Source organism: Pseudoxanthomonas sp. J35 (assembly GCF_000513995.1).
Taxonomy (GTDB): domain Bacteria; phylum Pseudomonadota; class Gammaproteobacteria; order Xanthomonadales; family Xanthomonadaceae; genus Pseudoxanthomonas.
Map to the genome: position 1 here is coordinate 61841 of NZ_AZVB01000021.1, position 22430 is coordinate 84270.

18 protein-coding genes are annotated in these 22430 nt (G+C 71.1%); 11 read left to right on the plus strand and 7 right to left on the minus strand.

Annotated features, from left to right (window positions below):
• Nucleotides 1-241 precede the first annotated feature (241 nt).
• Genes PSEJ35_RS0111440 through PSEJ35_RS0111450 form a run of 3 tightly spaced genes read left to right on the plus strand, consistent with a single transcriptional unit; the run spans nucleotide 242 to nucleotide 2766 of the window.
• Complete coding sequence (locus PSEJ35_RS0111440) at nucleotides 242-730, plus strand: hypothetical protein (protein WP_028917914.1); 489 nt, start codon at nucleotides 242-244, stop codon at nucleotides 728-730.
• Between the two features lie 7 nt (nucleotides 731-737).
• Complete coding sequence (locus PSEJ35_RS0111445; protein ID WP_024867715.1) at nucleotides 738-1421, plus strand: response regulator transcription factor; 684 nt, start codon at nucleotides 738-740, stop codon at nucleotides 1419-1421.
• A complete protein-coding gene (locus PSEJ35_RS0111450; RefSeq protein ID WP_028917915.1) occupies nucleotides 1408-2766 on the plus strand; it encodes a HAMP domain-containing sensor histidine kinase in 1359 nt (452 codons plus the stop codon). The genes PSEJ35_RS0111445 and PSEJ35_RS0111450 overlap by 14 nt, the downstream gene beginning before the upstream one ends.
• A 30-nt stretch (nucleotides 2767-2796) precedes the next feature.
• On the opposite strand, the gene PSEJ35_RS0111455 is transcribed toward PSEJ35_RS0111450, so the two are convergent.
• The 3 genes from PSEJ35_RS0111455 to metF are packed head-to-tail and all read right to left on the minus strand — an operon-like array spanning nucleotide 2797 to nucleotide 5362.
• Nucleotides 2797-3708, minus strand: coding sequence for a branched-chain amino acid transaminase (locus PSEJ35_RS0111455; protein ID WP_028917916.1), 912 nt, complete (start codon nucleotides 3706-3708; stop codon nucleotides 2797-2799).
• A 55-nt stretch (nucleotides 3709-3763) separates the two neighbouring features.
• Complete coding sequence (locus tag PSEJ35_RS0111460) at nucleotides 3764-4480, minus strand: DUF4124 domain-containing protein (RefSeq protein ID WP_028917917.1); 717 nt, start codon at nucleotides 4478-4480, stop codon at nucleotides 3764-3766.
• Between the two features lie 57 nt (nucleotides 4481-4537).
• Nucleotides 4538-5362 carry a methylenetetrahydrofolate reductase [NAD(P)H] gene (gene metF, locus PSEJ35_RS0111465; RefSeq protein ID WP_028917918.1) on the minus strand — a complete coding sequence of 275 codons (825 nt, stop codon included), beginning with the start codon at nucleotides 5360-5362 and terminating at the stop codon, nucleotides 4538-4540.
• A 196-nt stretch (nucleotides 5363-5558) separates the two neighbouring features.
• Here metF and PSEJ35_RS0111470 point away from each other — a divergent pair, with 196 nt between their 5' ends.
• Nucleotides 5559-6113, plus strand: coding sequence for a DUF3228 family protein (locus tag PSEJ35_RS0111470; protein WP_028917919.1), 555 nt, complete (start codon nucleotides 5559-5561; stop codon nucleotides 6111-6113).
• A gap of 72 nt (nucleotides 6114-6185) precedes the next feature.
• Here PSEJ35_RS0111470 and PSEJ35_RS0111475 read toward each other — a convergent pair whose 3' ends face one another.
• Nucleotides 6186-6761, minus strand: a complete 576-nt coding sequence (locus PSEJ35_RS0111475; RefSeq protein ID WP_028917920.1) for a hypothetical protein — start codon at nucleotides 6759-6761, stop codon at nucleotides 6186-6188.
• A 269-nt stretch (nucleotides 6762-7030) separates the two neighbouring features.
• On the opposite strand from PSEJ35_RS0111475, the gene PSEJ35_RS0111480 reads away from it, so the two are divergent.
• Nucleotides 7031-8191: a zinc-dependent alcohol dehydrogenase gene (locus tag PSEJ35_RS0111480; protein WP_028917921.1), complete on the plus strand. Its 1161-nt coding sequence runs from the start codon at nucleotides 7031-7033 to the stop codon at nucleotides 8189-8191.
• Complete coding sequence (locus tag PSEJ35_RS16120; RefSeq protein ID WP_232207648.1) at nucleotides 8191-8622, plus strand: hypothetical protein; 432 nt, start codon at nucleotides 8191-8193, stop codon at nucleotides 8620-8622. The genes PSEJ35_RS0111480 and PSEJ35_RS16120 overlap by 1 nt, the downstream gene beginning before the upstream one ends.
• Before the next feature lie 70 nt (nucleotides 8623-8692).
• Here the strand turns inward: PSEJ35_RS16120 and ahcY are convergent, their stop codons facing one another.
• Nucleotides 8693-10138: an adenosylhomocysteinase gene (gene ahcY, locus PSEJ35_RS0111490; protein WP_028917922.1), complete on the minus strand. Its 1446-nt coding sequence runs from the start codon at nucleotides 10136-10138 to the stop codon at nucleotides 8693-8695.
• Nucleotides 10139-10639: 501 nt separating this feature from the next.
• Here ahcY and PSEJ35_RS0111495 point away from each other — a divergent pair.
• From PSEJ35_RS0111495 to PSEJ35_RS0111510, 4 genes are all read left to right on the plus strand, one after another.
• A complete protein-coding gene (locus tag PSEJ35_RS0111495) occupies nucleotides 10640-12961 on the plus strand; it encodes a prolyl oligopeptidase family serine peptidase (protein ID WP_232207650.1) in 2322 nt (773 codons plus the stop codon).
• 122 nt (nucleotides 12962-13083) lie between these two features.
• On the plus strand, nucleotides 13084-15795 hold the full coding sequence (gene ppc, locus PSEJ35_RS0111500; protein ID WP_028917924.1) for a phosphoenolpyruvate carboxylase: 2712 nt from the start codon (nucleotides 13084-13086) through the stop codon (nucleotides 15793-15795).
• A gap of 343 nt (nucleotides 15796-16138) precedes the next feature.
• Nucleotides 16139-17233 carry a glycosyltransferase family 4 protein gene (locus PSEJ35_RS16125; protein WP_051412654.1) on the plus strand — a complete coding sequence of 365 codons (1095 nt, stop codon included), beginning with the start codon at nucleotides 16139-16141 and terminating at the stop codon, nucleotides 17231-17233.
• A gap of 7 nt (nucleotides 17234-17240) precedes the next feature.
• Nucleotides 17241-19358, plus strand: coding sequence for an amylo-alpha-1,6-glucosidase (locus PSEJ35_RS0111510; protein WP_232207649.1), 2118 nt, complete (start codon nucleotides 17241-17243; stop codon nucleotides 19356-19358).
• An 85-nt stretch (nucleotides 19359-19443) separates the two neighbouring features.
• Here the strand turns inward: PSEJ35_RS0111510 and metK are convergent, their stop codons facing one another.
• On the minus strand, nucleotides 19444-20664 hold the full coding sequence (gene metK / locus PSEJ35_RS0111515) for a methionine adenosyltransferase (protein WP_028917926.1): 1221 nt from the start codon (nucleotides 20662-20664) through the stop codon (nucleotides 19444-19446).
• 185 nt (nucleotides 20665-20849) lie between these two features.
• On the opposite strand from metK, the gene PSEJ35_RS0111520 reads away from it, so the two are divergent.
• A complete protein-coding gene (locus PSEJ35_RS0111520; protein WP_028917927.1) occupies nucleotides 20850-21914 on the plus strand; it encodes a metal-dependent hydrolase in 1065 nt (354 codons plus the stop codon).
• A 4-nt stretch (nucleotides 21915-21918) separates the two neighbouring features.
• Here the strand turns inward: PSEJ35_RS0111520 and PSEJ35_RS0111525 are convergent, their stop codons facing one another.
• On the minus strand, nucleotides 21919-22251 hold the full coding sequence (locus PSEJ35_RS0111525) for a hypothetical protein (RefSeq protein ID WP_028917928.1): 333 nt from the start codon (nucleotides 22249-22251) through the stop codon (nucleotides 21919-21921).
• Nucleotides 22252-22430 lie beyond the last annotated feature (179 nt).

Sequence of the window (22430 nt, forward strand, 5' to 3'; positions counted from 1 at the left end):
GGCTCCATCGGACCGCAGCTCCTTCGTCAGCCGGGGGGATCGCAGCCTCCCCGGCCGGCACACGAGATACGGTAATCGGGGCAATCCTTGGCCCAGGCGGTCTCCCCAGCCTGGGCCTTTTTGCATCCGGGCGTTGCCTCCGGGCGATGTCGTTTGCCCGGTCATGCATGCCTAGGCAGAATCGGGACGGCGGCCTCCGTCGCCGGACCGTCCCTTTCCACCCGTCATTCGCGAGGTTCCGATGTACAAGCTGCTCATCCTCTCCGTCCTCGCCCTGGCGCCGGTGGCCGCCGGCGCCACCATCAACGCGAGCGGCGAATCCTTCTCCCCCGAGAAGGGGTTGGACCTGGCGCGTTCGTTCGACGCCCAGCGCACCGCGATCCTGCAGGCGCTCGCCGACGGCGAGACCTACAGCGAGATCGGCGCCGAGGAACGCCGCCAGGTGCGCGCGTCCCTGGACCGCATCGACGCGTTGCTGAACGGCGTGCAGGACGTCAACCAGCTGTCCGAGCGCGACAAGGTCGAGGTCTTCAACGAGCAGGAGCGGATCAACACGCTGCTGACCAGGGCCCGCGAGGACAGCCGCCTGGTCTGCGTCCGCGAGAAGAAGGTCGGCTCGCACCGGGCCACCAACAACTGCCAGACCGTGGCCGAGCGCCGCCGTGCCCACGAACAGACGCAGAACGCGCTGATGAACAACCGCGGTGTCCGCCTGCCAATGGCCAACTGAGGCGCCCATGCGCATCCTCGTCATCGAAGACAACAGCGACATCGCGGCCAACCTCGGGGACTACCTCGAGGACCGCGGCCATACCGTCGATTTCGCCGCCGACGGGGTCACCGGCCTGCACCTGGCGGTGGTCCACGATTTCGACGCGATCGTCCTGGACCTGAACCTGCCGGGGATGGACGGCATCGAGGTCTGTCGCAAGCTTCGCAACGAGGCGCGCAAGCAGACCCCGGTGCTGATGCTCACCGCCCGCGACAGCCTGGAGAACAAGCTGGCCGGTTTCGACTCCGGCGCCGACGACTACCTGATCAAGCCGTTCGCGCTGCAGGAAGTCGAGGTGCGGCTCAACGCGCTGTCGCGGCGCGGCAAGGGCGTGCAGACGCGGGTGCTCAACGTCGGCGACCTCGAGTACAACCTCGACACCCTCGAGGTCCGTCGCGAAGGCCGCCTGCTGCAGCTCAACCCCACCGCGCTGAAGATCCTGCAGGCGCTGATGGAGGCCTCGCCGGCCGTGGTTACCCGCCAGGAGCTGGAGACCCGCGTGTGGGGCGAGGAGCTGCCGGATTCCGATTCCCTGCGCGTGCACATCCATGGCCTGCGCGCGGTGGTCGACAAGCCTTTCCCGGTGCCCTACATCCAGACCCGGCATGGCATCGGCTACCGCATCGCCGCGCCCGATGGCGGAAGCTGAGTCCACGACGCATCCCCGCCGGCACCGGAGGTTCCGGCGCCGGCTGCGTACCCGCATCATCCTCTCGTTCCTGCTGCTGGGCACGGGCCTGACGGCCCTGTTCGCGTTCCTCACCGACTACGCGCGCCAGCGCGTGGAGAGCCAACTGGTCGAGGACGTGATGAACCGCAACATCAACGAGTACGCGCGGCGTTTCTACCTCGACCCCGGCAACGCGCGCCCGGAACTGCCGGTGCAGCAGATGTACGGGCGCGTGGTCACCCGCGAGGGCTTCGAGCAGCTGCGCCGCGAGGAGCCGGACTGGTACGAGCTGCCCGACGGCATCCACAACATCAGCGGCCAGGACGAGGACGGCAACCCGTTCGCCTACAAGCTGGCGGTGCGCAAGACGCCGAACGAGTGGTTCTTCCTCGCCTACGACATGACCCAGACGCTGCGCGGCGAGGTCCAGCTCAAGCGCGCGCTGTACGTGTCGATCCTGCTGTTCAGCGGCCTGTCGCTGCTGATTGGCTGGTGGTCGGCGTCGCGGGTGATGCGGCCGGTCACCGAGCTGGCCTCGCGGCTGCGCGCCTACCGCGGCAGCAGCCAGCCGCGGCGCCTGGCGCCGCACTTCCCCGAGGACGAGGTCGGCCAGCTGGCCGAGGCGCTGGACGACTACGCCACGCGGCTGACCGAGGTGGTCCAGCGCGACCGCGAATTCAACGCCGACGTCAGCCACGAACTGCGCACGCCGCTGGCGGTGATCAAGGGCGCGGTGGAGCTGCTGCTGTCGCGCCCGGACTTGGACGAGCGCACCCGCGCGCGCCTGCTGCGCATCCAGCGCGCCGAACAGCAGTGCAGCGACCTGATCGGTTCGCTGCTGCTGCTGTCGCGCAACGAGCGCGGCCAGGGCCACAGCGACGTGGCGCGGGTGGCCGAGCAGCTGCTGGACTCGCACCGTGCGCAGCTGGGCGGCAAGCCGCTGGAGCTGCGCCTGGAGGGTGAACCGGGCCTGGTCATCGAGGCGCCGGAGGCGGCGCTGGCGGTGGCGCTGGGCAACCTGGTCGGCAACGCGGTCAAGTACACGCCGGCCGGCGAGGTGGTGGTGCGGTTGCTGGCCGACGGAGTGCAGGTGGTGGACACCGGGCCAGGCCTCAGCGAGGAGGACGCGGCGCGGCTGTTCCAGCGTGGCTACCGCGGCACCCACGCCGGGCACTCGCAGGGCGCCGGCATCGGCCTGTCGATCGTCGGCCGGCTGTGCGACCTGTATGGCTGGGATGTGAAGGTGCGCCCGCGCCAGGACGGCCGCAGCGGCGTGGTGGCGACGCTGTCCTTCGGCGGTGCGCCGCTCGACGAGCAGGGCTGAAGAAGCCGCGGCGGCCCACCGCCGCCGCGCTCACACGTAGTCGAGCCAGCCCCGCGTATCCGGCGTGCTGTCGTCGAACAGGCCGAAGAACAGCTGCTGCATGCGCCGGGTGACCGGCCCCGGCCTGCCGTCGCCGACCGGCTTGCCATCGACCGAGCGCAGCGGGGTGATTTCCGCCGCCGTGCCGCACATGAACAGCTCGTCGCACAGGTACAGGTATTCGCGCGGGATGTCGCGCTCCACCACTTCGATGCCCGCATCCCGCGCCAGGCGGATGATCGAATCGCGGGTGATGCCGGTGAGGATCGAGGCGCTGGCGGGGGTGGTGTGCAGCGCGCCGTCGAACACCAGGAACAGGTTCTCGCCAGCGCCCTCGCTGAGCAGGCCGCCGGCGGCCAGGGCGATGCCTTCGCCGTAGCCGTGGCGGCGCGCCTCGCGCGTGACCAGCTGCCCGGACAGGTAGTTGCCGCCGGCCTTGGCTCCGGCCGGCACCGTGTTCGGCGCGACCCGCTGCCAGCTGGACACGCAGGCGTCGATGCCCTGTTCCAGCGCCTCGGCGCCGAGGTAGCGGCCGAAGTCGAGCGCGGCGATGGCCACGTCGATCGGCGTCTCCGCGGCGATGCCGACGCTGCCGACGCCGCGGAACGCGACCGGGCGCAGGTAGGCGCTGCGCAGGCCGTTGGCGCGGACGATCTCGCGGCAGGCCGCGTCGATCTCGTCGGGCGTGTACGGGATGGCGATGTCGTAGATCTTCGCCGAGCCGAACAGGCGCCGGGTGTGGTCGCGGAGGCGGAAGATCGCCGTGCCCTTCGGCGTGTCGTAGGCGCGCAGGCCCTCGAACACCGACGAGCCGTAGTGGATGGCGTGCGCCATCACGTGGGTCGTGGCCTCGGCCCAGGGCTTGATGGCGCCGTTGTGCCAGATCTTCTCGGGGAACTGCATGGGCCTGCTCCACCGGACGGAAGCCCCATTCTGCCGCAGCCGGCGGCGGCCGGCGCTAGAACCCGATCCAGAAGCAGCCGTGGCTGCGGCGCAGGCTGAAGCGGGTGGTGAACGGGGTGGCGGTGCCGCCCCGGACCTGTTCCACCCGCAGGCCTACCGGGCGCGGCCGCGTGTAGGGGCGCGGCGGCGGCGCGGGCAGGGTGGACAGGTCGACCGGCCGGCCTTGCGCGGCTTCCGGCGCCCCGGAGCTCCAGGTGGGCATCCAGGCGGGCGGACCGGAGGCGGCCTGCGTCGAAGTATCTTCCGGCGGTGGCGCCGGCAACGGTGGCAGGGCGGCCGTCGAAGGCGGCGCGGCCGACACGTACGGGTCGGCCGGGTAGACCGGGCCGATGTCCACCAGCGGGTTCTGCACCATTGCTTCCAGGCGGTCGAGGATGCGCGGCGCGGCGCTGCGCGGGACGCCCTGCCAGTCGTAGATGCTGGCGAGGCGGTTGACGTCGCGCGCCTGGATCGCGCCCTGGATCTCGAGCACCAGCTGGCTGAGCCGGCGCGGACAGCCGTCGCGGAACATCCGCTGCGTCGCGTCCAGCACGGCCCCGTCCGTGGCCGGCTGCGGCGACGGGCGTTCGCTGGCGCCCAGTGCGCTGCACGGCTGGTCGGTGTAGACCGCCTGTCCGTCCGCGCCGAGGCAACGATGCACCTGCTGCGCCCGGGCCGCGTCGGGCGCGGCCAGCAGCAGGCAGGTGGACAGCAGGAGGGCGGTGGGGCGCATGGCCTGCCAGCCTAATCCGCCGCCGCCCAGGGCGGAATCACGGCGCCGCGGACGCGTTCACAGCCGGGCCAGCACCGCCTCGGTCGGCCGGGCCAGGTTCAGCGTGTAGAAGTGCAGGCCGGGCGCGCCGCCGGCGACGAGCTTGCGGCACAGGTCGGCGACCACGTCGGCGGCGAACTCGCGGATTGCCGCCACGTCGTCGCCGAAGGCCTGCATGCGCTTGCCGATCCAGCGCGGGATCTCCGCGCCGCAGGCTTCGGAGAAGCGGCGCAGCTGGGTGAAGTTGGAGATCGGCATGATCCCCGGCACCACCGGGATGTCCACGCCCAGCCGGCGCACGTCGTCGACGAAGCGGAAGTAGGCGTCGGCGTTGTAGAAATACTGGGTGATCGCCGCGTCGGCACCGGCCTCGACCTTGGCCTTGAAGTGGCGCAGGTCGGTGAGCGCGTCCTCGGCCTGCGGATGGGTTTCCGGATAGGCGGCGACCTCGATGCGGAAGCGGTCGCCGTGCTCGGCGCGGATCAGCTGCACCAGCTCGGCGGCGTAGCGCAGGTCGCCCGGATGACCCATGCCCGAGGGCAGGTCGCCGCGCAGGGCGACGATGCGGCGGCAGCCGATCGCGCGGTACAGCTTGAGCAGCTCGCGGATCTCCTCGCGGTTGCCGCCGACGCAGGACAGGTGCGGGGCCGCCTCGAAGCCGTGGTGCTGGTTGAGGTGGCGCACGGTCTCGGAGGTGTAGCTGAGCGTGGAGCCGCCTGCGCCGAAGGTGCAGGACACGTACTCGGGCGCGTAGGCGCGCAGCCGGGTGGCGGCGCGGTCCAGCTGCCGGCGCTGCTCGTCGGTCTTGGGCGGATAGAACTCGAAGCTGATCGGCGTGGTCATCGCGGCCGGCGGCTGGGGCGGTGGTGGCCGGATAATATCTCTTTATCGCGATGAAAGCATGTGTGTGATTGGTGATTGGTGATTGGTGATTCGAGAAAGCCGGGAGCGAGCCGCCCGGGTCCCCAAGTGGACGGCTTTGCCTGTTCGAAACACCAATCACTAATCACAAATCACTGGCTTCTGGGACAATCCCTCCATGAGCATCGCCATGACCCCGTTCGCCCAGGCCCGCCTGTTCCCGCGCACGCCGCGCGCCAACACCATCCAGGACTGCACACCTGAAGAGTTCGAGCGCTACCTCAACGAGCACGAGCCGCTGAAGGTGCTCGACGGCTACGCCCCTTTCTGCAAGCTGCACGTGCACCGCAACTGGACCGGCACCCGCTGCCTGACCGTGCCGATCACCGATGAAAACCGGCACCTGCTGCGCTCTGCCTACGAGGCGCCCACGCGCTCGGAGCTGCCGGTGCTGGTGCGCTGGTTCGAGGGCGTGGAGCCGCCGGTGGCCGAGTACCTGGTGGCGATCCTGTACAGCCGCGAGCAGCTGGCGAAGGAAGGCACGCCGATCGAGGCCGACTGGGGCGTGGTCGGCTGCCTGTACACGATGGAGCCGGCAGAGATCCCGATGGCGCCGATCACGATGATGCGCAACGCGCTGGGCGTGGAGGAGGGCGGTTCCGGGGTGCCGCTGGACCGCGAAGCCTACCTGCGCAGCGTCGAGTTCTGGGAGAACAACGCCAACTGGCGTTGAGCCGCGCGCCGCAGCCTGCATGGCGCGGCCGGCCACCTGGCTGCTGCGCAGGGCGCGGCGCAGCGCGCCGTATCAGGCCGACCAGCGGTGCTGCAGGAAATAGCAGCCGCGGTGGCGACGCACGTCGAAGTCCGCGACCTTCTGCCTCCCCGCTTCCTCCAGCAGGACCTGCAAGGTGCCGTCGCCGGCGCTGGGCGTCGAGCCGAAGAACTCCGCGTCGACCAGGGCCGCGCGACCGAGCCGCGTGAGCTGCGCCATCACCCGCATCGCCTGGCGGTGCCGCATGCCGGCCCAGTCGAAGCTCTCCGCGATGCGGTTCACGTCGCCCTGCGCCATGGAAGCGCGCAGGTCCACTGCCAGCTCGCGCGGGCTCGTCGCGCATCCCTGGCCTTTCGGTCGCCGCGATCCGCGCTGCGATTCCGCCAGCAGGCCCGCCGGCGGCAGGGACATGCCGGTCAGTTCGGCCTCGCGGCGCTGTTCGCGACGGATGCGGTTCTGGACCTCGGCCGACAGGGCCACGTGCCGTCCACCCAGGCGGCTGCAGGCGACGTTGGTATAGGCATGGGTGCCGTCGGGCATCGCACAGCGGGCGATGCCGGTGGCCGCTTCGGCGTTGCCTGGCGTGACCGACAGGGCGCAGGTGGACATCGCACAGGCGAGCAAGGAAGACAGGAACGTACGCATGGAGGCGGGGGGCGGCATGCCTTGGGCGGCATGCGCGGATGATCGGTTCGCGTTCGTGCAGGCCGCGTCCGGAAGCGACGAATCCCGGCTGAATCGCGCAGCGCCTTGCGGCGATGTTCAGTTTCGACTCCACGTTTCCGCCACGTCGCGGACGCGCGCTGTTCACGGCCGCGGCGCCAAGGTCGACGCGAGGGCCGGGCACGACCGGCGCCACCCCACCGGAGAAGCACCCGATGCTCGCCACCACCTACCACCGCCCGCGCAGGATGCGCATCGCCCATGTCGCCGAGCCGGTGATCGAGCATCCCAACGACGCCATCGTCCGCGTCACCCGCACCTGCATCTGCGGCTCGGACATCCACATCTACAACGGCCTGGTGCCGGACACGCGCGTGGGCTCGATCATCGGCCACGAGTTCTGCGGGGTGGTCGAGGAGGTGGGGCCATCGGTCCGGAACCTGAAGGCCGGCGACCGCGTGCTGGTGCCGTTCAACATCTTCTGCGGCAGCTGCTTCTTCTGCCAGAAGGAGCTGTACGGCAACTGCCACAACGTCAACTCACAGGCCAGCGCGATGGGCGGCTTCTACGGCTACACCCACACCGCCGGCGGCTACGACGGCGGCCAGGCCGAGTACGTGCGCGTGCCGTTCGCCGACGTCGGCCCGACGATCATCCCCGACGACATCCGCGTCGAGGACGCGGTGCTGCTCACCGACGCCTTCCCCACCGGCTACCAGGCCGCGGAGATGGGCAGCATCCGCGAGGGCGACACCGTCGTCGTGTTCGGCGCTGGCCCGGTGGGCCTGTTCGCGGCCAGGAGCGCCTGGTTCTTCGGCGTCGGCCGGGTGATTGTAGTGGACTGCGAGGACTACCGGCTGGAGTTCGCCAGGACGTTCGCGTACGCCGAGACGGTCAACTTCCGCGAGGTCGACGACGTCGCCACCCACCTGAAGAAGATCACCGACTGGCTGGGCGCGGACGTATGCATCGACGCGGTCGGCTGCGACGCCACCGGCAGCGCGTTCCACAGCCTCACCGGCAAGGTGATGATGCTGCAGGCCGGTTCGGCGATCGCCCTGCACTGGGCGATCAACAGCGCGCGCAAGGGCGGGCGCATCTCGATCGTCGGCATGTACGGGCCGACCTTCAACATGGTCCCGATCGGCAACGCCGTGAGCAAAGGCCTGACCCTGCGCATGAACCAGGCCAGCGTGAAGCGACACCTGCCCCGGCTGATCGAGCACATCCGCGCCGGCCACATCTCCCCGCGCGAGATCATCACCCACCGCATTCCGCTGGAAGAGGTGGCCGACGCCTACGACATCTTCATCAACAAGCGCGACAACTGCATCAAGCCGGTGCTGATCCCGCCCTCGGCGCAGGGAGAGGCGTGATGGCCGGCGAACGGGAGGACGCCATGGTCCGCGAGGGCTACACACATATCCCCGGCTGGGGTTCGGACCTGCCGCGCGGGAACCGTCCGGCGGTGCCGATGGAACGCACGCCGCCGCGGCTGGACGTGCCATGGAGCGAGCCGCCGCCGCAACAGCCGATGACGGTCGAGGTGCTGAAGTCGGTCGAGCGCCCGGAGCATTCGCGCACCTTCGGCACGCGCCTGCCGCCGAAGGGGCTCAGCGGCGCGATCCGCCGCGCCGCCTTCCGCCGCAGCGAGAACGACGCCGGCCACTGGCTGATGCTGGTCGCGGCCGATCGCGTCGACGTGGTCGAGGGCCTGTGCGAGGACGCGCGGCGTTCGCCGGGCAAGGCCGGGCTCGCCCTCGGAGGCGCCGCGCTGCTGGCCTGGTGGCTGCTGCGCCGCGACTGATCCGCAGGGCGCAGATGGCGGAACGGGCGCCCTGGGCGCCCGTTCCGGATCCGACGGCAGCGCCGGCGGCTCAGTAGCGGTAGTGCTCCGGCTTGAACGGGCCGTCGACCGGCACGCCCAGGTAGTCGGCCTGGTTCTGGGTCAGCCTGGTCAGCTTCACGCCGATCTTCTCCAGGTGCAGGCGCGCCACTTCCTCGTCCAGCTTCTTGGGCAGGCGGTACACGGTATTCCCGTACACGTCCCGGTTCTGCCACAGGTCGATCTGCGCCAGGGTCTGGTTGGAGAACGAGTTGGACATCACGAAACTCGGGTGGCCGGTGGCGCAGCCGAGGTTCACCAGGCGGCCTTCGGCCAGCAGGAAGATGCTGTTGCCCGAGGGAAAGGTGAACTTGTCCACCTGCGGCTTGATGTTGGTCTTTACCGCGCCGGAGGCGTACAGCCGGTCGACCTGGATCTCGTTGTCGAAGTGGCCGATGTTGCAGACGATGGCCTGGTCCTTCATCGCCTGCATGTGCTCGAGGGTGATGATGTCGCGGTTGCCGGTGGTGGTGACGTAGATGTCGGCCTTGCCGAGGGTGTCCTCGACGGTGGCGACCTCGAACCCTTCCATCGCCGCCTGCAGCGCGCAGATCGGGTCGATCTCGGTGACGATCACGCGGGCGCCGTAGGCGCGCAGGGAGTGCGCCGAGCCCTTGCCGACGTCGCCGTAGCCGCAGACCACCGCGACCTTGCCGGCCAGCATCACGTCCATGGCGCGCTTGAGGCCGTCGGCCAGCGACTCGCGGCAGCCGTACAGGTTGTCGAACTTGGACTTGGTGACCGAGTCGTTGACGTTGATCGCCGGGACCAGCAGCTTGCCGGCCTCGGCCAGCTGGTAGAGGCGGTGCACGCCGGTGGTGGTCTCCTCGGAGACGCCCTTCCAGTCGGCGACCACGCGGGTCCAGTAGCCCGGGCGTTCCTGCGCCACGCGCTTCAGCAGGTTCTTGATCACCTGCTCCTCGTGCGAGCCGGACGGCGAGTTGACCCAGCTGTCGTCGCCCTGTTCGAGCTCGTAGCCCTTGTGGATCAGCAGGGTGACGTCGCCGCCGTCGTCCACCACCAGCTGCGGGCCGGCGAGGGTACCGTCCGCCAGGGTGAAGGTCAGCGCGTCCAGGGTGCAGTCCCAGTACTCCTCGAGGGTCTCGCCCTTCCAGGCGAAGACCGGGGTGCCGGTGGCGGCGATCGCGGCGGCGGCGTGGTCCTGGGTCGAGAAGATGTTGCACGAGGCCCAGCGCACGTCGGCGCCGATGTCCTTGAGGGTCTCGATCAGCACCGCGGTCTGGATGGTCATGTGCAGCGAGCCGGTCACGCGCACGCCCTTGAGCGGCTGCGCGGCGGCGTACTTGCGGCGGATCGACATCAGGCCCGGCATCTCGTGCTCGGCGATGTCGATTTCCTTGCGGCCCCAGTCGGCCAGGGAGATGTCGGCGACCTTGTAGTCGCCGCCGGTGGAGAAGGTCTTGGCTACGGCATTCATGCGGATGCTCCGGTCAGGGCGGGCGTGTGCTCGCTTCGTCCGGGCGCCGTTGTCGCGGTGGGTATGCGCGTCGAGCCTGGCCCCGGATGCGGTGGCGTCCTCGCGGGACGCGCTCCGGCGGTGGTAACCGCGGGATCCTGGGTCGCAGCGCCCCTCGACGGGCGCGCGCATTATATCGGCCCATCGGGATCGACGGATGAACCCGCCCGGGACTTTCGTCATGGGTCGGGTCGGGCCTGCGCATGGTATCCAGACGGGTCGTCAAACCCGGGGAACCCATCGATGTCCGAAACCGCACCCAGGCCCGTCCGGACGGGCCGCCAGCGGCGCCTCCCGCGCCCGCTCGCCGCGTGCGCGGCGCTGCCGCTGCTGGCCTGCACCGTCCTCGCCGGCGGCTGGCCGCAGCCGGCCGACGCCCAGCCGCAGGCCAGCACCGCCAGCGCCTACCGTGAACCCGTGCCGGAACTGCGCGCGATCGTCGACGCGCCGCGTCCGCCGCAGATGAGCCTGTCGCCGCGCCGCGACCTCATCGCCATGCGCCAGGTGCCGGACCTGCCGGGCATCGACATGGTCGCCCAGCCGGAGCTGAAGCTGGCCGGCCTGCGCCTGCATCCGCGCGTGCACGCCGCCAGCCAGTTCTCCTTCTCCAGCGACCTGTGGCTGATGGAGGTCGAAAGCGGCGCCGAGCAGCGCATCGCCGGCCTGCCGCAGCCGCTGGGCCTGGCCGGCATGGCCTGGTCGCCCGACCAGCGCTGGATTGCCTTCAACCGCATCGACAGCGCCAGCGGCGCCAACGAGCTGTGGCTGGTCGACGTGGCCGCGCGCAAGGCGCGCCGCCTGGTCGCCGGGCTCAACACCGTCGCCGGCGGCGCCTACAGCTGGCTGCCGGACAGCCGCGGCCTGCTGGTCCGCCTGCAGACCCCGCAGGCGCGGCCGCTGCCGCCGGCCGACGCGGTGCCGACCGGCCCGTCGATCCAGCAGACCGACGCCGGCGCCGGCGTGCGTTCGGTGCGCACCTACCAGGACCTGCTGCGCAGCGAGAACGACGCGCAGGTGCTGGAACACTACCTCACCTCGCAGCCGGCGCGGGTCGGCATCGACGGCAAGGTCACGAAGCTGGGCGCGGCCGGCCTGTACATCGGTACCTCGCCGTCGCCCGATGGCCGCTACGTGCTGGCCCAGCGGGTCGAGCGCCCGTTTTCCTACCTGGTGCCGCTGTCGCGCTTCCCGCGCGTGATCGAGGTGCTGGACGCGGCCACCGGCAAGGCGGTGCACACGGTCGCGCGGTTGCCGCTGGTGGAAGGCCTGCCGACCGGCAACGACGCGGTGGCCACCGGCGTGCGTTCGATCGACTGGCGCAGCGACGCGCCGGCGACGCTGGTGTGGGCCGAGGCCCAGGACGGCGGCGATCCGGCGCGCGAGGCTGAGGTCCGCGACGCGGTGTTCGCGCACGCGGCCCCGTTCAAGGGCGAACCGGTGCGCCTGGCCGAGCTCGGCTACCGCTACGGCGGCATCTACTGGGGCCGCGGCGACCTGGCCGTGCTCGGCGAGTACTGGTGGAAGACCCGCCGCAGCCGCACCTGGCGGATCCATCCGGACGAGCCGGGCCGCGCGCCGCAGCTGCTGTTCGACCTGTCCTCCGAGGACCGTTACGCCGATCCGGGTTCGCCGGTGACGGTGCCGGACGCGGCCGGCCACCAGCGCCTGCTGACCAGCGCCGACGGCAACAGCCTGTTCCTGGCCGGCGACGGCGCATCGCCGGAAGGCGACCGTCCGTTCCTGGACCGCTACGACCTGGCCACCGGCCGGACCGAGCGCCTGTTCCACTCGCAGGCGCCGTACTACGAGGTGCCGGCGGTGATGCTCGACAACACCGGCAAGCGCCTGCTGGTCAGCCGCGAGTCGCCCAAGGAGCCGATGAACGTCTACGTGCGCGACGCCGACCGTCCGGACCCGCTGCGCGCGCTGACCCGCTTCGAGCATCCGACGCCGCAGCTGCGCGACATCAGCAAGGAGCAGATCCGCTACCGCCGCGACGACGGCGTGGAACTGACCGGCACGCTGTACCTGCCGGCCGGTTACGACGCCAGGCGCGACGGCCCGCTGCCGGTGCTGATGTGGGCCTACCCGCAGGAGTTCAAGTCGGCCGCGGCGGCCAGCCAGGTCACCGATTCGCCATACCGCTTCAACCGGGTCAGCTACTGGGGCCCGCTGCCGTTCCTGGCCCGCGGCTTCGCCGTGCTGGACGATCCGTCGATGCCGATCGTGGGCGAGGGCGATGCCGAGCCCAACGACACCTACGTCAAGCAGCTGGTCGCCAGCGCACAGGCGGCGGTGGACGAACTGGTCCGCCGCGGCGTCGGCGATCCGCAGCGCGTGGCGGTGGGCGGCCATTCCTACGGCGCGTTCATGACCGCCAACCTGCTCGCGCACAGCCGCCTGTTCAAGGCCGGCATCGCCCGCAGCGGCGCCTACAACCGCACCCTGACGCCGTTCGGCTTCCAGTCCGAGGAGCGCAACTACTGGCAGGCGCAGGAGACGTACCTGGCGATGTCGCCGTTCAACTACGCCGACCGGATCAAGGACGCGCTGCTGCTGATCCACGGCGAGGAGGACAACAACCCCGGCACCTTCCCGATCCAGAGCGAGCGCATGTTCGCCGCGATCAAGGGCCTGGGCGGCAATGCGCGGCTGGTGATGCTGCCGCGCGAATCGCACGGTTACCGCGCGCGCGAGTCGATCCTGCACATGCTCGCCGAGACCGACGACTGGCTGCAGCGCCACGTGCGCCAGGCGCCGGCCGGCCAGACGGCGGCGAACTGAAGCGAGGCGGCCCGCTCCCAGGGGGCGGGCCGCTTTCCATGCGCAACCGGTACTGCTGAAACTTTTGCGGCATCGCATAAGGCGCGGCTAAGCTCGGGACTCCCCCGACCCGCCGAGCCTCGATGAACGCACCCCGCCAGCTCGAATTCGCTCCGCCGGACCTTCCCCTGCGCGACGACGTACGCCGCCTGGGCGCGCTGGTCGGCGAGATGCTGGCCGAACAGGTTTCGCCGGCCTTCCTCGACGAAGTCGAGAAGGTACGCACCACCGCGATCGCCCGGCGCCAGAACGGCAGCCCGATCGAATCGCTGTCGGCACTGCTGGACGGGCTGGAGCCGGCCCACGCCGAAGCGCTGGTGCGCGCGTTCAGCACCTACTTCCAGGTGGTCAACATCGCCGAGCGGGTGCATCGCATCCGCCGCCGCCGCGACTACCAGCGCACCGGCACCGGTCCGCAGCCGGAGAGCCTGCACGACGCGCTGCGCCGGCTGAAGGACAAGGGCGTGGCCGCGGAGGAACTGCGCGACTGGCTCGAGCGAATCGACATCGAGCCGGTGTTCACCGCGCACCCGACCGAGGCGGTGCGCCGCGCGCTGCTGGAGAAGGAGCAGATCATGGTCGCCGCGCTGGTCGACGACCTCGACGGCGGGCGCACGCCGGGCGAACGCGCCGCCGACCTGGCGCGCTTCCGCATGGCGCTGACCTCGGCCTGGCAGACCGCCGATTCCTCGCCGGTGCGCCCGGGCGTGGAGGACGAGCGCGAGCACGTCGGCTTCTACCTCACCGAAGTGCTGTACCGGGTGATGCCGGTGTTCTACGAGACCCTCGAACACGCGATCGGCGAATACTTCGGCATCGCCACCGAACTGCCGCGGCTGCTGCGCTTCGGCACCTGGGTCGGCGGCGACATGGACGGCAACCCCAACGTCGACGCCAGCACCATCCGCGGCACCCTGGACGCGCAGCGCCGCGCCATCCTCGGCAAGTACCTGGCCGAACTGCAGCAGCTGGCGCGCCTGCTGACCCAGTCCTCCGGCGTGGTCGGGGTGGACGCGGCGGTGCTCGAGCAGGTGGAGCGCTACCGCGCGCTGCTGCCGGAGGCCGCCGCCGCCGCGCGCCCGCGCCATGCCGACATGCCGTACCGGCTGCTGATCGACCTGGTCCGCGCGCGCCTGCAGGCGACCCTGGAGGACCGCCCGGAAGGCTATGCCTCGCCGCAGGAGTTCGCCGCCGACATCGACCTGGTGCGGCAGAGCCTGGAGCACAACCGCGGCATCCACGCCGGCTGGTTCCAGGTGCGGCGCCTGGTCTGGCGCCTGCGCACCTTCGGCTTCCACCTGGCGCGGCTGGACGTGCGCCAGGAATCGAGCGTGCACGCGCGCGCGGTCGCCGCCGCGCTGGACGACGCGCAATGGGAGGCGCGCGAGCCGGTGGAGCAGGCCGCGGTGCTAGGCCCCTACGCCGGTGGCGAGCGCGTCCTGCCGGCCAGCGGCGAGGCCACCAACCAGCGCCTGGACGCGGTGTTCCAGGCGCTGGGCGACGCGCGCCGCCGCCACGGCGCCGACGCGCTGGGCGCCTACATCATCTCGATGGCGCGCAGCCGCGCCGACGTACTCACCGTGCTGGCGCTGGCCCGACGCGGCGGGCTGGTCGACGCCGACGGCCACGTGCCGCTGGACATCGCCCCGCTGTTCGAGACCGTCGACGACCTGCGCCACGGCCCGGATACCTTGCGCGACCTGCTCGCCGACCCGGTCTACCGCGAACACCTGGCCGCGCGCGGCGACGTGCAGATGGTGATGCTCGGCTATTCGGACAGCGGCAAGGATGGCGGCATCGCCGCCTCGCGCTGGGGCCTGCAGCGCGCCCAGGTGGAACTGCTGCAGGTGGCCGAGGAGCAGGGCGTGCGCCTGACCTTCTTCCACGGCCGCGGCGGTTCGCTCAGCCGCGGCGGCAGCAAGACCACGCGAGCGGTGGATGCCTCGCCGCGCGGCAGCGTCGACGGCCGCCTGCGCGTGACCGAGCAGGGCGAGGCGATCCACCGCAAGTACGGCATCCGCGCGCTGGCCCTGCGCTCGCTGGAACAGGCCACCGGCGCGGTGCTGGTGTCGAGCATCCGCCCGCGCGATCCGGAGCCGCGCGAGGCGCGCTGGCGCGAGATCATGGCCACCGTCGCCGAGGCCAGCAGCGCGGCCTACCGCGCCTTCGTCGGCGCGCCGCGCTTCATGGACTACTTCCGCGGTGCCACGCCGATCGACGTGATCGAACGGATGACGCTGGGCTCGCGGCCTTCGCGACGGCTCGGCCAGGACGCGGCGCTGTCCAACCTGCGCGCGATCCCCTGGGTGTTCGCGTGGAGCCAGGCGCGCGCGGTGATCCCGGGCTGGTATGGCCTGGGCACCGGCCTGAAGGTGGCGGTGGAGCGCCACGGCGAGGACGCGCTGCGCGAGATGGGCCGCGACTGGCCGTTCTTCAAGACGATGCTGGACGACGTGTCGATGGTGCTGGCCAAGGGCGACATGGGCATCGCCGGCATGTTCTCGAAGCTGGCCGGCGAGGCGCTGCACGCGGAGTTCTTCCCGCGGATCGAGGCCGAGCATGCGCTGACCAAGGAGTGGGTACTGCGCCTCAACGGCAACGAGTGGCTGCTGCAGCACGACCAGCGGCTGGCCCTGTCGATCCGCCTGCGCAATCCGTACGTGGATCCGATCAGCGTGCTGCAGGCCGACCTGCTGGCGCGCTGGCGGGCCAGCGGACGCGAGGACGACGGGTTGCTGCGCGCGCTGGTGGCCGCCGTCAACGGCGTCTCCCAGGGCGTGCAGAACACCGGTTAACGGTTCTTCGACGATCCTGAAAGATCGTTCAATGAGGCGCCGCGGTCGCTCTTGAAGCGCCCACCGCCGCGCCCATCTGCAGCGCCGCGGCGGCGCACGGCCGGCCGCGGGAAACACCGTTGCCATCGTCTATCCCGTTCCGGGACGCATGACGATGCCGGCCGTGCCTCCATCCACCTGCTGCGGCGGGCCCGCCCGGCCGCACCCGCGGGGCGTGGTCCGCCGCCGGCGTACCGCAACGAGGAGGAGCACGATGAACGACGCAAGGCCGTTGATCCTGTACCACCACGCGCGCAGGCCCATGCGCCGCCAAGGCCCGGCGCGGTCCAGCTGAGGTGCGTGCATGCGTATCGCCCACGTCGCCCCGCTGTACGAAGCCGTCCCGCCGCGCCTGTACGGCGGTACCGAGCGCATCGTCGCCTGGCTGGCCGATGCGCAGGTCGACCTCGGCCATGACGTCACCGTGTTCGCCAGTGGCGACAGCCGCACCCGCGCGCGCCTCGTGGCCTGCCGCGGGCAGGCGCTGCGCCTGGATCCGGAGCCGCTGAAGTCGGACCTCGCCGCGCACCTGGCGATGCTGCACGAGGTGCGCCGCCGCGCCGGCGAGTTCGACCTGCTGCACTTCCACGTCGACCTGCTGCATTTCCCGCTGTTCGCGGACATGGCCGGGCGCACCCTGACCACGCTGCATGGCCGGCTCGACCTGGCGGACCTGCCCGACGTGTACCGGCGCTGGCCGCAGTTCCCGCTGGTCTCGATCTCGGCGCAGCAGCGCCAGCCGCTGCGCTTCGCCAACTGGATCGGCACCGTGCCGCACGGCCTGCCCGCCGACCTGCTGCGGCCTCCGGAGTCGCCGCGCGGCGACTACCTGGCCTTCCTCGGCCGCATCTCGCCGGAGAAGCGCCCGGACCGGGCGATCGAGATCGCCAGCCGTGCCGGCATGCGCCTGCGGATGGCGGCGAAGGTCGACGCCGCCGACGCGGTCTACTTCCACGACGGCATCGAGCCGCTGCTGGACGCGGCCGGGGTCGATTTCGTCGGCGAGATCGACGATGCGCGCAAGCCGGGCTTCCTCGGCCACGCCGCCGCGCTGCTGTTCCCGATCGACTGGCCGGAGCCGTTCGGGCTGGTGATGATCGAGGCGATGGCCTGCGGCACGCCGGTGATCGCCTGGGACTGCGGCTCGGTACGCGAGGTGGTCGAGCACGGCGTGACCGGCTTCATCGTGTCCTCGATGGACGAGGCGGTGGCGGCGGTGGAGCGCCTGCACGAACTGGACCGCGCCACGATCCGCCGCGTGTTCGAACGCCGCTTCTCGGCCACGGTGATGGCCCGCGGCTACCTGGAGCTGTACCGGCGCCTGCTGGGCGGCGGCTCCCGCGTGGCCGGTGCGGGGAAGGCTGCCAACGACGAAGCCGGTCTGGCCCGGCTGGCCTGACATGCGCATGGCGCCAACCCTGCCGGCGACACACCAGGCGAGCTATTCGCTCAAGGATGGCGACAGCTTCCTGGTCTGCGACGCGCTCGGCGACCTCCATGGAGGGGAGGTCGCCGATGGGCTGTTCCACGACGGCACGCGCATCCTTTCGCGCCTGAAGCTGGGCCTGGACGGCACCACGCCGACCCTGCTCAGCGCCGCGCTCGGCCAGGACCGGGTGGTGTTCAGCGCGCACCTCACCAACCGCCCGTTGCCGCCGATCGGCGGCAACGCCGCGGGCAAGGGCGTGATCCACATCGAGCGTTCGCGCTTCCTGTGGGAGGGCAGGCTGCACGAGCGCATCGTCTGCTCGAACTACGACCGCACGCCGGTGTCCGTGCCGCTGACCCTGGAGTTCGCCGCGGACTTCCGCGACATGTTCGAGGTGCGCGGCATGGAGCGCGCGCGCCGCGGCAGCTATCCGCAGGCGCAGCTCGACGGCGACCGGGTGGTGCTGCACTACGAGGGCCTGGACGGAGTGGCGCGGCGCACCGTGATCGCGTTCTCGGTGGCGCCGGCGCACCTGGAAGTGGACCGGGCGCGCTTCGACTGCCGGCTCGCGCCCCGTGAGTGCTTCGAGCTGTACCTCGAGGTGGGCGGCGACGCGCAAAGGCCGGACGCGGCGCGGCACCGCCGGGCCATGGTCCATGCGCGCGGCGCGCTGCGCGCGCGGCGCCGCTCCGGCGCGCGCCTGCGCGGCAGCGGCCTGCTGTTCGACGCCTGGGTCGAGCGTTCGCGCACCGACATCGCCCTGCTGGCCAGCGACCTGCCGTCGGGGCGCTACCCGTATGCCGGCATTCCCTGGTTCTCCACCCCGTTCGGGCGCGACGCGATCATCACCGCGCTGCAGACGCTGTGGCTGGACCCCGGCCTGGCGCGCGGCGTGCTGGCCTACCTGGCCGAACGGCAGGCCGCGGAGGATTCCAGCTTCCGCGATTCGGCGCCGGGCAAGATCATGCACGAGACCCGCAAGGGCGAGATGGCGGCGCTGGGCGAGGTGCCGTTCGGCCTGTACTACGGCGGCGTCGACACCACGCCGCTGTTCGTCCTGCTGGCCGGGCGCTATTTCCGCCGCACCGGCGACTCGGCCTTCATCGACAGGCTGTGGCCGGCGCTGCGCCGCGCCACCGGCTGGATCGAGCGCAGCTGCGACGCCGACCCGGACGGCCTGCTCGCCTATGCGCGTGGCGAGGCCAGCGGCCTGACGAACCAGGGCTGGAAGGACAGCGGGGATTCGGTGTTTCACGAGGACGGCCGCCTCGCGGAAGGGCCGGTGGCGCTGGTGGAAGTGCAGGGCTATGCCTGGGAGGCGTTGCGCTCGATGGCGTTGCTGGCCCTGGAGCGCGGCGAGGTGGAGGCGGCGGCGACCTGGCGCACGCGCGCGCAGGCGCTGCGCGACACGGTGGAGGCACGCTACTGGGATCCGGCGCTGGATTTCTACGCGCTGGCCCGCGATGGCGAGGGCCGGATGTGCCGGGTGCTGGCGTCCAACCCCGGACACCTGCTCTACGTGGGCCTGCCCACGCCCGAGCGGGCGCTGCGCGTGGTGGCACAGCTGGGCTCGCCGCGTTTCGACAACGGCTGGGGCGTGCGCACGCTGGCGGCCGACCAGCCGCGCTACAACCCGATGTCGTACCACAACGGCTCGGTGTGGCCGCACGACGTGGCCCTGTGCGCGGCGGGAATGGCCCGCTATGGCGCGCGTCGCCAGGCTGCGCGCCTGCTCGGCGAGGTGTTCGAGGCGGCGACCCACTTCGGCATGCGCCTGCCGGAGCTGTTCTGCGGCTTCCCGCGCAGCGCCGGCCAGCCGCCGATCGCCTATCCGGTGGCCTGCCTGCCGCAGGCGTGGTCGGCCGGGTCGGTGTTCATGCTGCTGCAGGCCTGCCTCGGCCTGGAGGTGGATGCGCGTAATGGCGAGGTGGCGATCACCCATCCGCAGCTGCCGCCGGGCGTGGACCACCTGCGCGTGGAACGGCTGGACGTGGGCGGGGTGCGCGTGGACCTGGCGTTCACCCGGATGGGCGACCGCGTGGTCGCCGCGCGCGCGGGCGGGCCGGAGGATGTGCGGGTGACGGTACGGACCTGACCGGCACGGCCTGGCTGTCGGAAACGAAGACGGGCCGCTTGCGCGGCCCGTCGTCCAGCAGCATCGCCGTTCGCGCGGCGCGCGCTTACTTCAGCCTGGCGTCGGCGCGCAGCGCCTCGGCCTTGTCGGTCTTTTCCCACGAGAACGCGGTGGCGACCTGCTTCTTGCCGGCGCCGTCGGTGTAGGCCAGCTCGAACGGCTTGCGGCCGAAGTGGCCGTAGGCGGCGGTCGGCTGGTACACCGGGTGGACCAGGTCCAGCATCTTGATGATGCCGTACGGACGCAGGTCGAAGTGCTTGCGGATCAGCTTCTCGATCTGCGCGTCCGGGATGCGGCCGGTGCCGAAGGTGGTGACCGAGATCGAGGTCGGCTCGGCCACGCCGATGGCGTAGGAGACCTGCACCTCGCACTTGTCGGCCAGGCCGGCGGCGACCACGTTCTTGGCCACGTAGCGGGCGGCGTAGGCGGCCGAGCGGTCGACCTTCGACGGATCCTTGCCCGAGAACGCGCCGCCGCCGTGGCGGGCCATGCCGCCGTAGCTGTCAACGATGATCTTGCGGCCGGTCAGGCCGCAGTCGCCCACCGGGCCGCCGATCACGAAGATCCCGGTCGGGTTGATGTGGACCTTCTTCTTCGGCAGCGATTCCAGCCACTTCTTCGGCAGGACCGGCTTGAGGATGTGCTCGTACACGCCCTCGACCAGGTCCTTCTGCTTCACGCCGGGGTCGTGCTGGGTCGACAGCACCACCGCGTCGAGGCCGACGACCTTGTGCTGGTCGTCGTAGCGAAGGGTGACCTGCGACTTGGCGTCCGGGCGCAGCCACGGCAGCGGCGAGTTCTTCTTCTTGCGGACCTTGGCCTGCTGCTCGACGAGGCGGTGCGAGTAGTAGATCGGGGCCGGCATGAACTCCGGCGCCTCGTTGCAGGCGTAGCCGAACATCAGGCCCTGGTCGCCCGCGCCCTGCTCCTCCGGCTTCTTGCGGTCCACGCCGGCGGCGATGTCCGGGGACTGCTTGCCGAGCATGTTGATGATGGCGCAGGTGTGGCCGTCGAAGCCCACGTCCGAATTGTTGTAGCCGATGCTGTTGATGACCTGGCGGGCCAGGCCCTCGATGTCGACCCACGCGCTGGTGGTGACTTCGCCGGCGACGATGGCCGCACCGGTCTTCACCAGGGTCTCGCAGGCCACGCGGGCGCGCTTGTCCTGCGCCAGGATGGCGTCGAGGACCGCATCGGAGATCTGGTCTGCGATCTTGTCCGGATGGCCCTCGGAGACCGATTCGGAGGTGAAGAGATAGCTGGACATCGGGCTATATCCCTGTATTCGGATGAAAAGATGGCCGCGCATGATACACGGCCGGGGGCGTGGGTGCATTCTGCCCGCCGCGGCAGGGGCGGCAGGTTAAGGATTCATGCATGGGCCGACGCCCAGCGCCCCGCGCGCGCCACTGCCGGCGCTGCCGCATCCGGGCCTGCTGCTAGCATCCGTGGATGGATTCGCTGACCCAGATCGTCCTCGGAGGCGCGGTCGCCGCCGCCATCGCGCCGGCCGGCCATCGCCGCGCCGCGCTGCTGGCGGGCGCCGCGCTTGGCACCCTGCCGGACCTCGATTCGCTGCCGCTGGCGCTGTTCACCGACGACCCGGTCGCGCGGATGACCCTGCACCGTGGCCTCAGCCATTCCCTGCTGGTGCTGCCGTTCGTGGGCTGGACGATCTGGTGGCTGTTCCGGCGCTACGGAAAGGGGCGGGTGGCGGAGTCGCCGCGGCGCTGGTTCTGGGCGATCCAGCTGGCGCTGGCGACCCATCCGCTGCTGGACGCGTTCACCGTCTACGGCACGCAGCTGCTGTGGCCGCTGCCGCTGCGGCCGGTGATGTGGTCGAGCGTGTTCATCATCGATCCGGCGTACACGCTGTGGCTGCTGCTGGCCTGCGCGGTGGCCTGGTTCGCGCGCGGGCGGAAGCTGGCCGGGCACGCGCTGGTGGCCGGCCTGGCGCTGAGCAGCGCCTACCTGGGCTGGTCGCTGCTGGCCAAGGCGATGGTCGAGCGCGAGGCACGGCGGAGCCTCGCGGAGATGAGGCTGGGCGAGGCGCCGCGTTTCTCGGTGCCGATGCCGTTCAACACCCTGCTGTGGCGGGTGGTGGCGATGACCCCGGACGGATTCGTCGAAGGCGAGCGTTCGCTGGTCGCCGACCACGGGCCGATGCAGTTCCGTGCCTACCGTTCGGACACGCAGGCGCTGGCCGAGGCCGCGCAGATTCCGGCGGTGGCGCGCCTGGCCTGGTTCAACCACGGCTTCATGAAGGCGCGCGTGCACGACGGCCGGCTCGAACTGAGCGACCTGCGCATGGGCGCCGAGCCCGATTACACCTTCGTCTTCGCGGTCGCCGAGCGCGACGGCGAGGCCTGGCGTCGGATACCGCCCGAGCAGCTGCGCCTCCCGTGGGAAGCGTCTCGCCGCATCGCCTCGATGTGGGACCGGATCTGGCACGCGCCGCCGCCGGCCGGGATGCCGGAAACCGGCACCCCGGTGCAGGACGCGGTCGGCGGGCGCTGACCGCTCAACCCTGGTTGCGCGCCCTGGCGGCTTCCGCTTCCTTCTCGCGGGCCGCAGTGGCGGCGGCGCGCTCGCGGTAGGCCTCGCTGGCCGCGGCGACTTCGCCCTTGAGCAGGTGGTGGTAGCCCTCGTCGCCCAGCGTGCTCTTCAGCTGGCGCTCGACGCGGTCGAACACGATCCGGTACTCCGGATACGGCGTGCGTGCTCCGGCGACCATGCGCAGGTGGCGTTCGCTGACGCCGGTGTCGCGCGACAGGTCGGCGAGGGAGACATCGGCGGCGAAAGCGGAAGGAGCGACGGCCAGCGCGGCCGTGACAACGGCGATGCGTGCAAACATGACAACCTCCTGGGGCGGGGGAGCCCACGTGGAAGGGCCGGGAGGGATGCCTCGGCCCGGAAGTCCGGCGCGTCCAGAATCTTCCCGTCGCACGCGATTACCCAGTGCCGGAATGCACGTGTCCATAGTCACGTTTACGCGAAGGATGGTTACATGAAGCAACCTTCGGGACAGCGGTT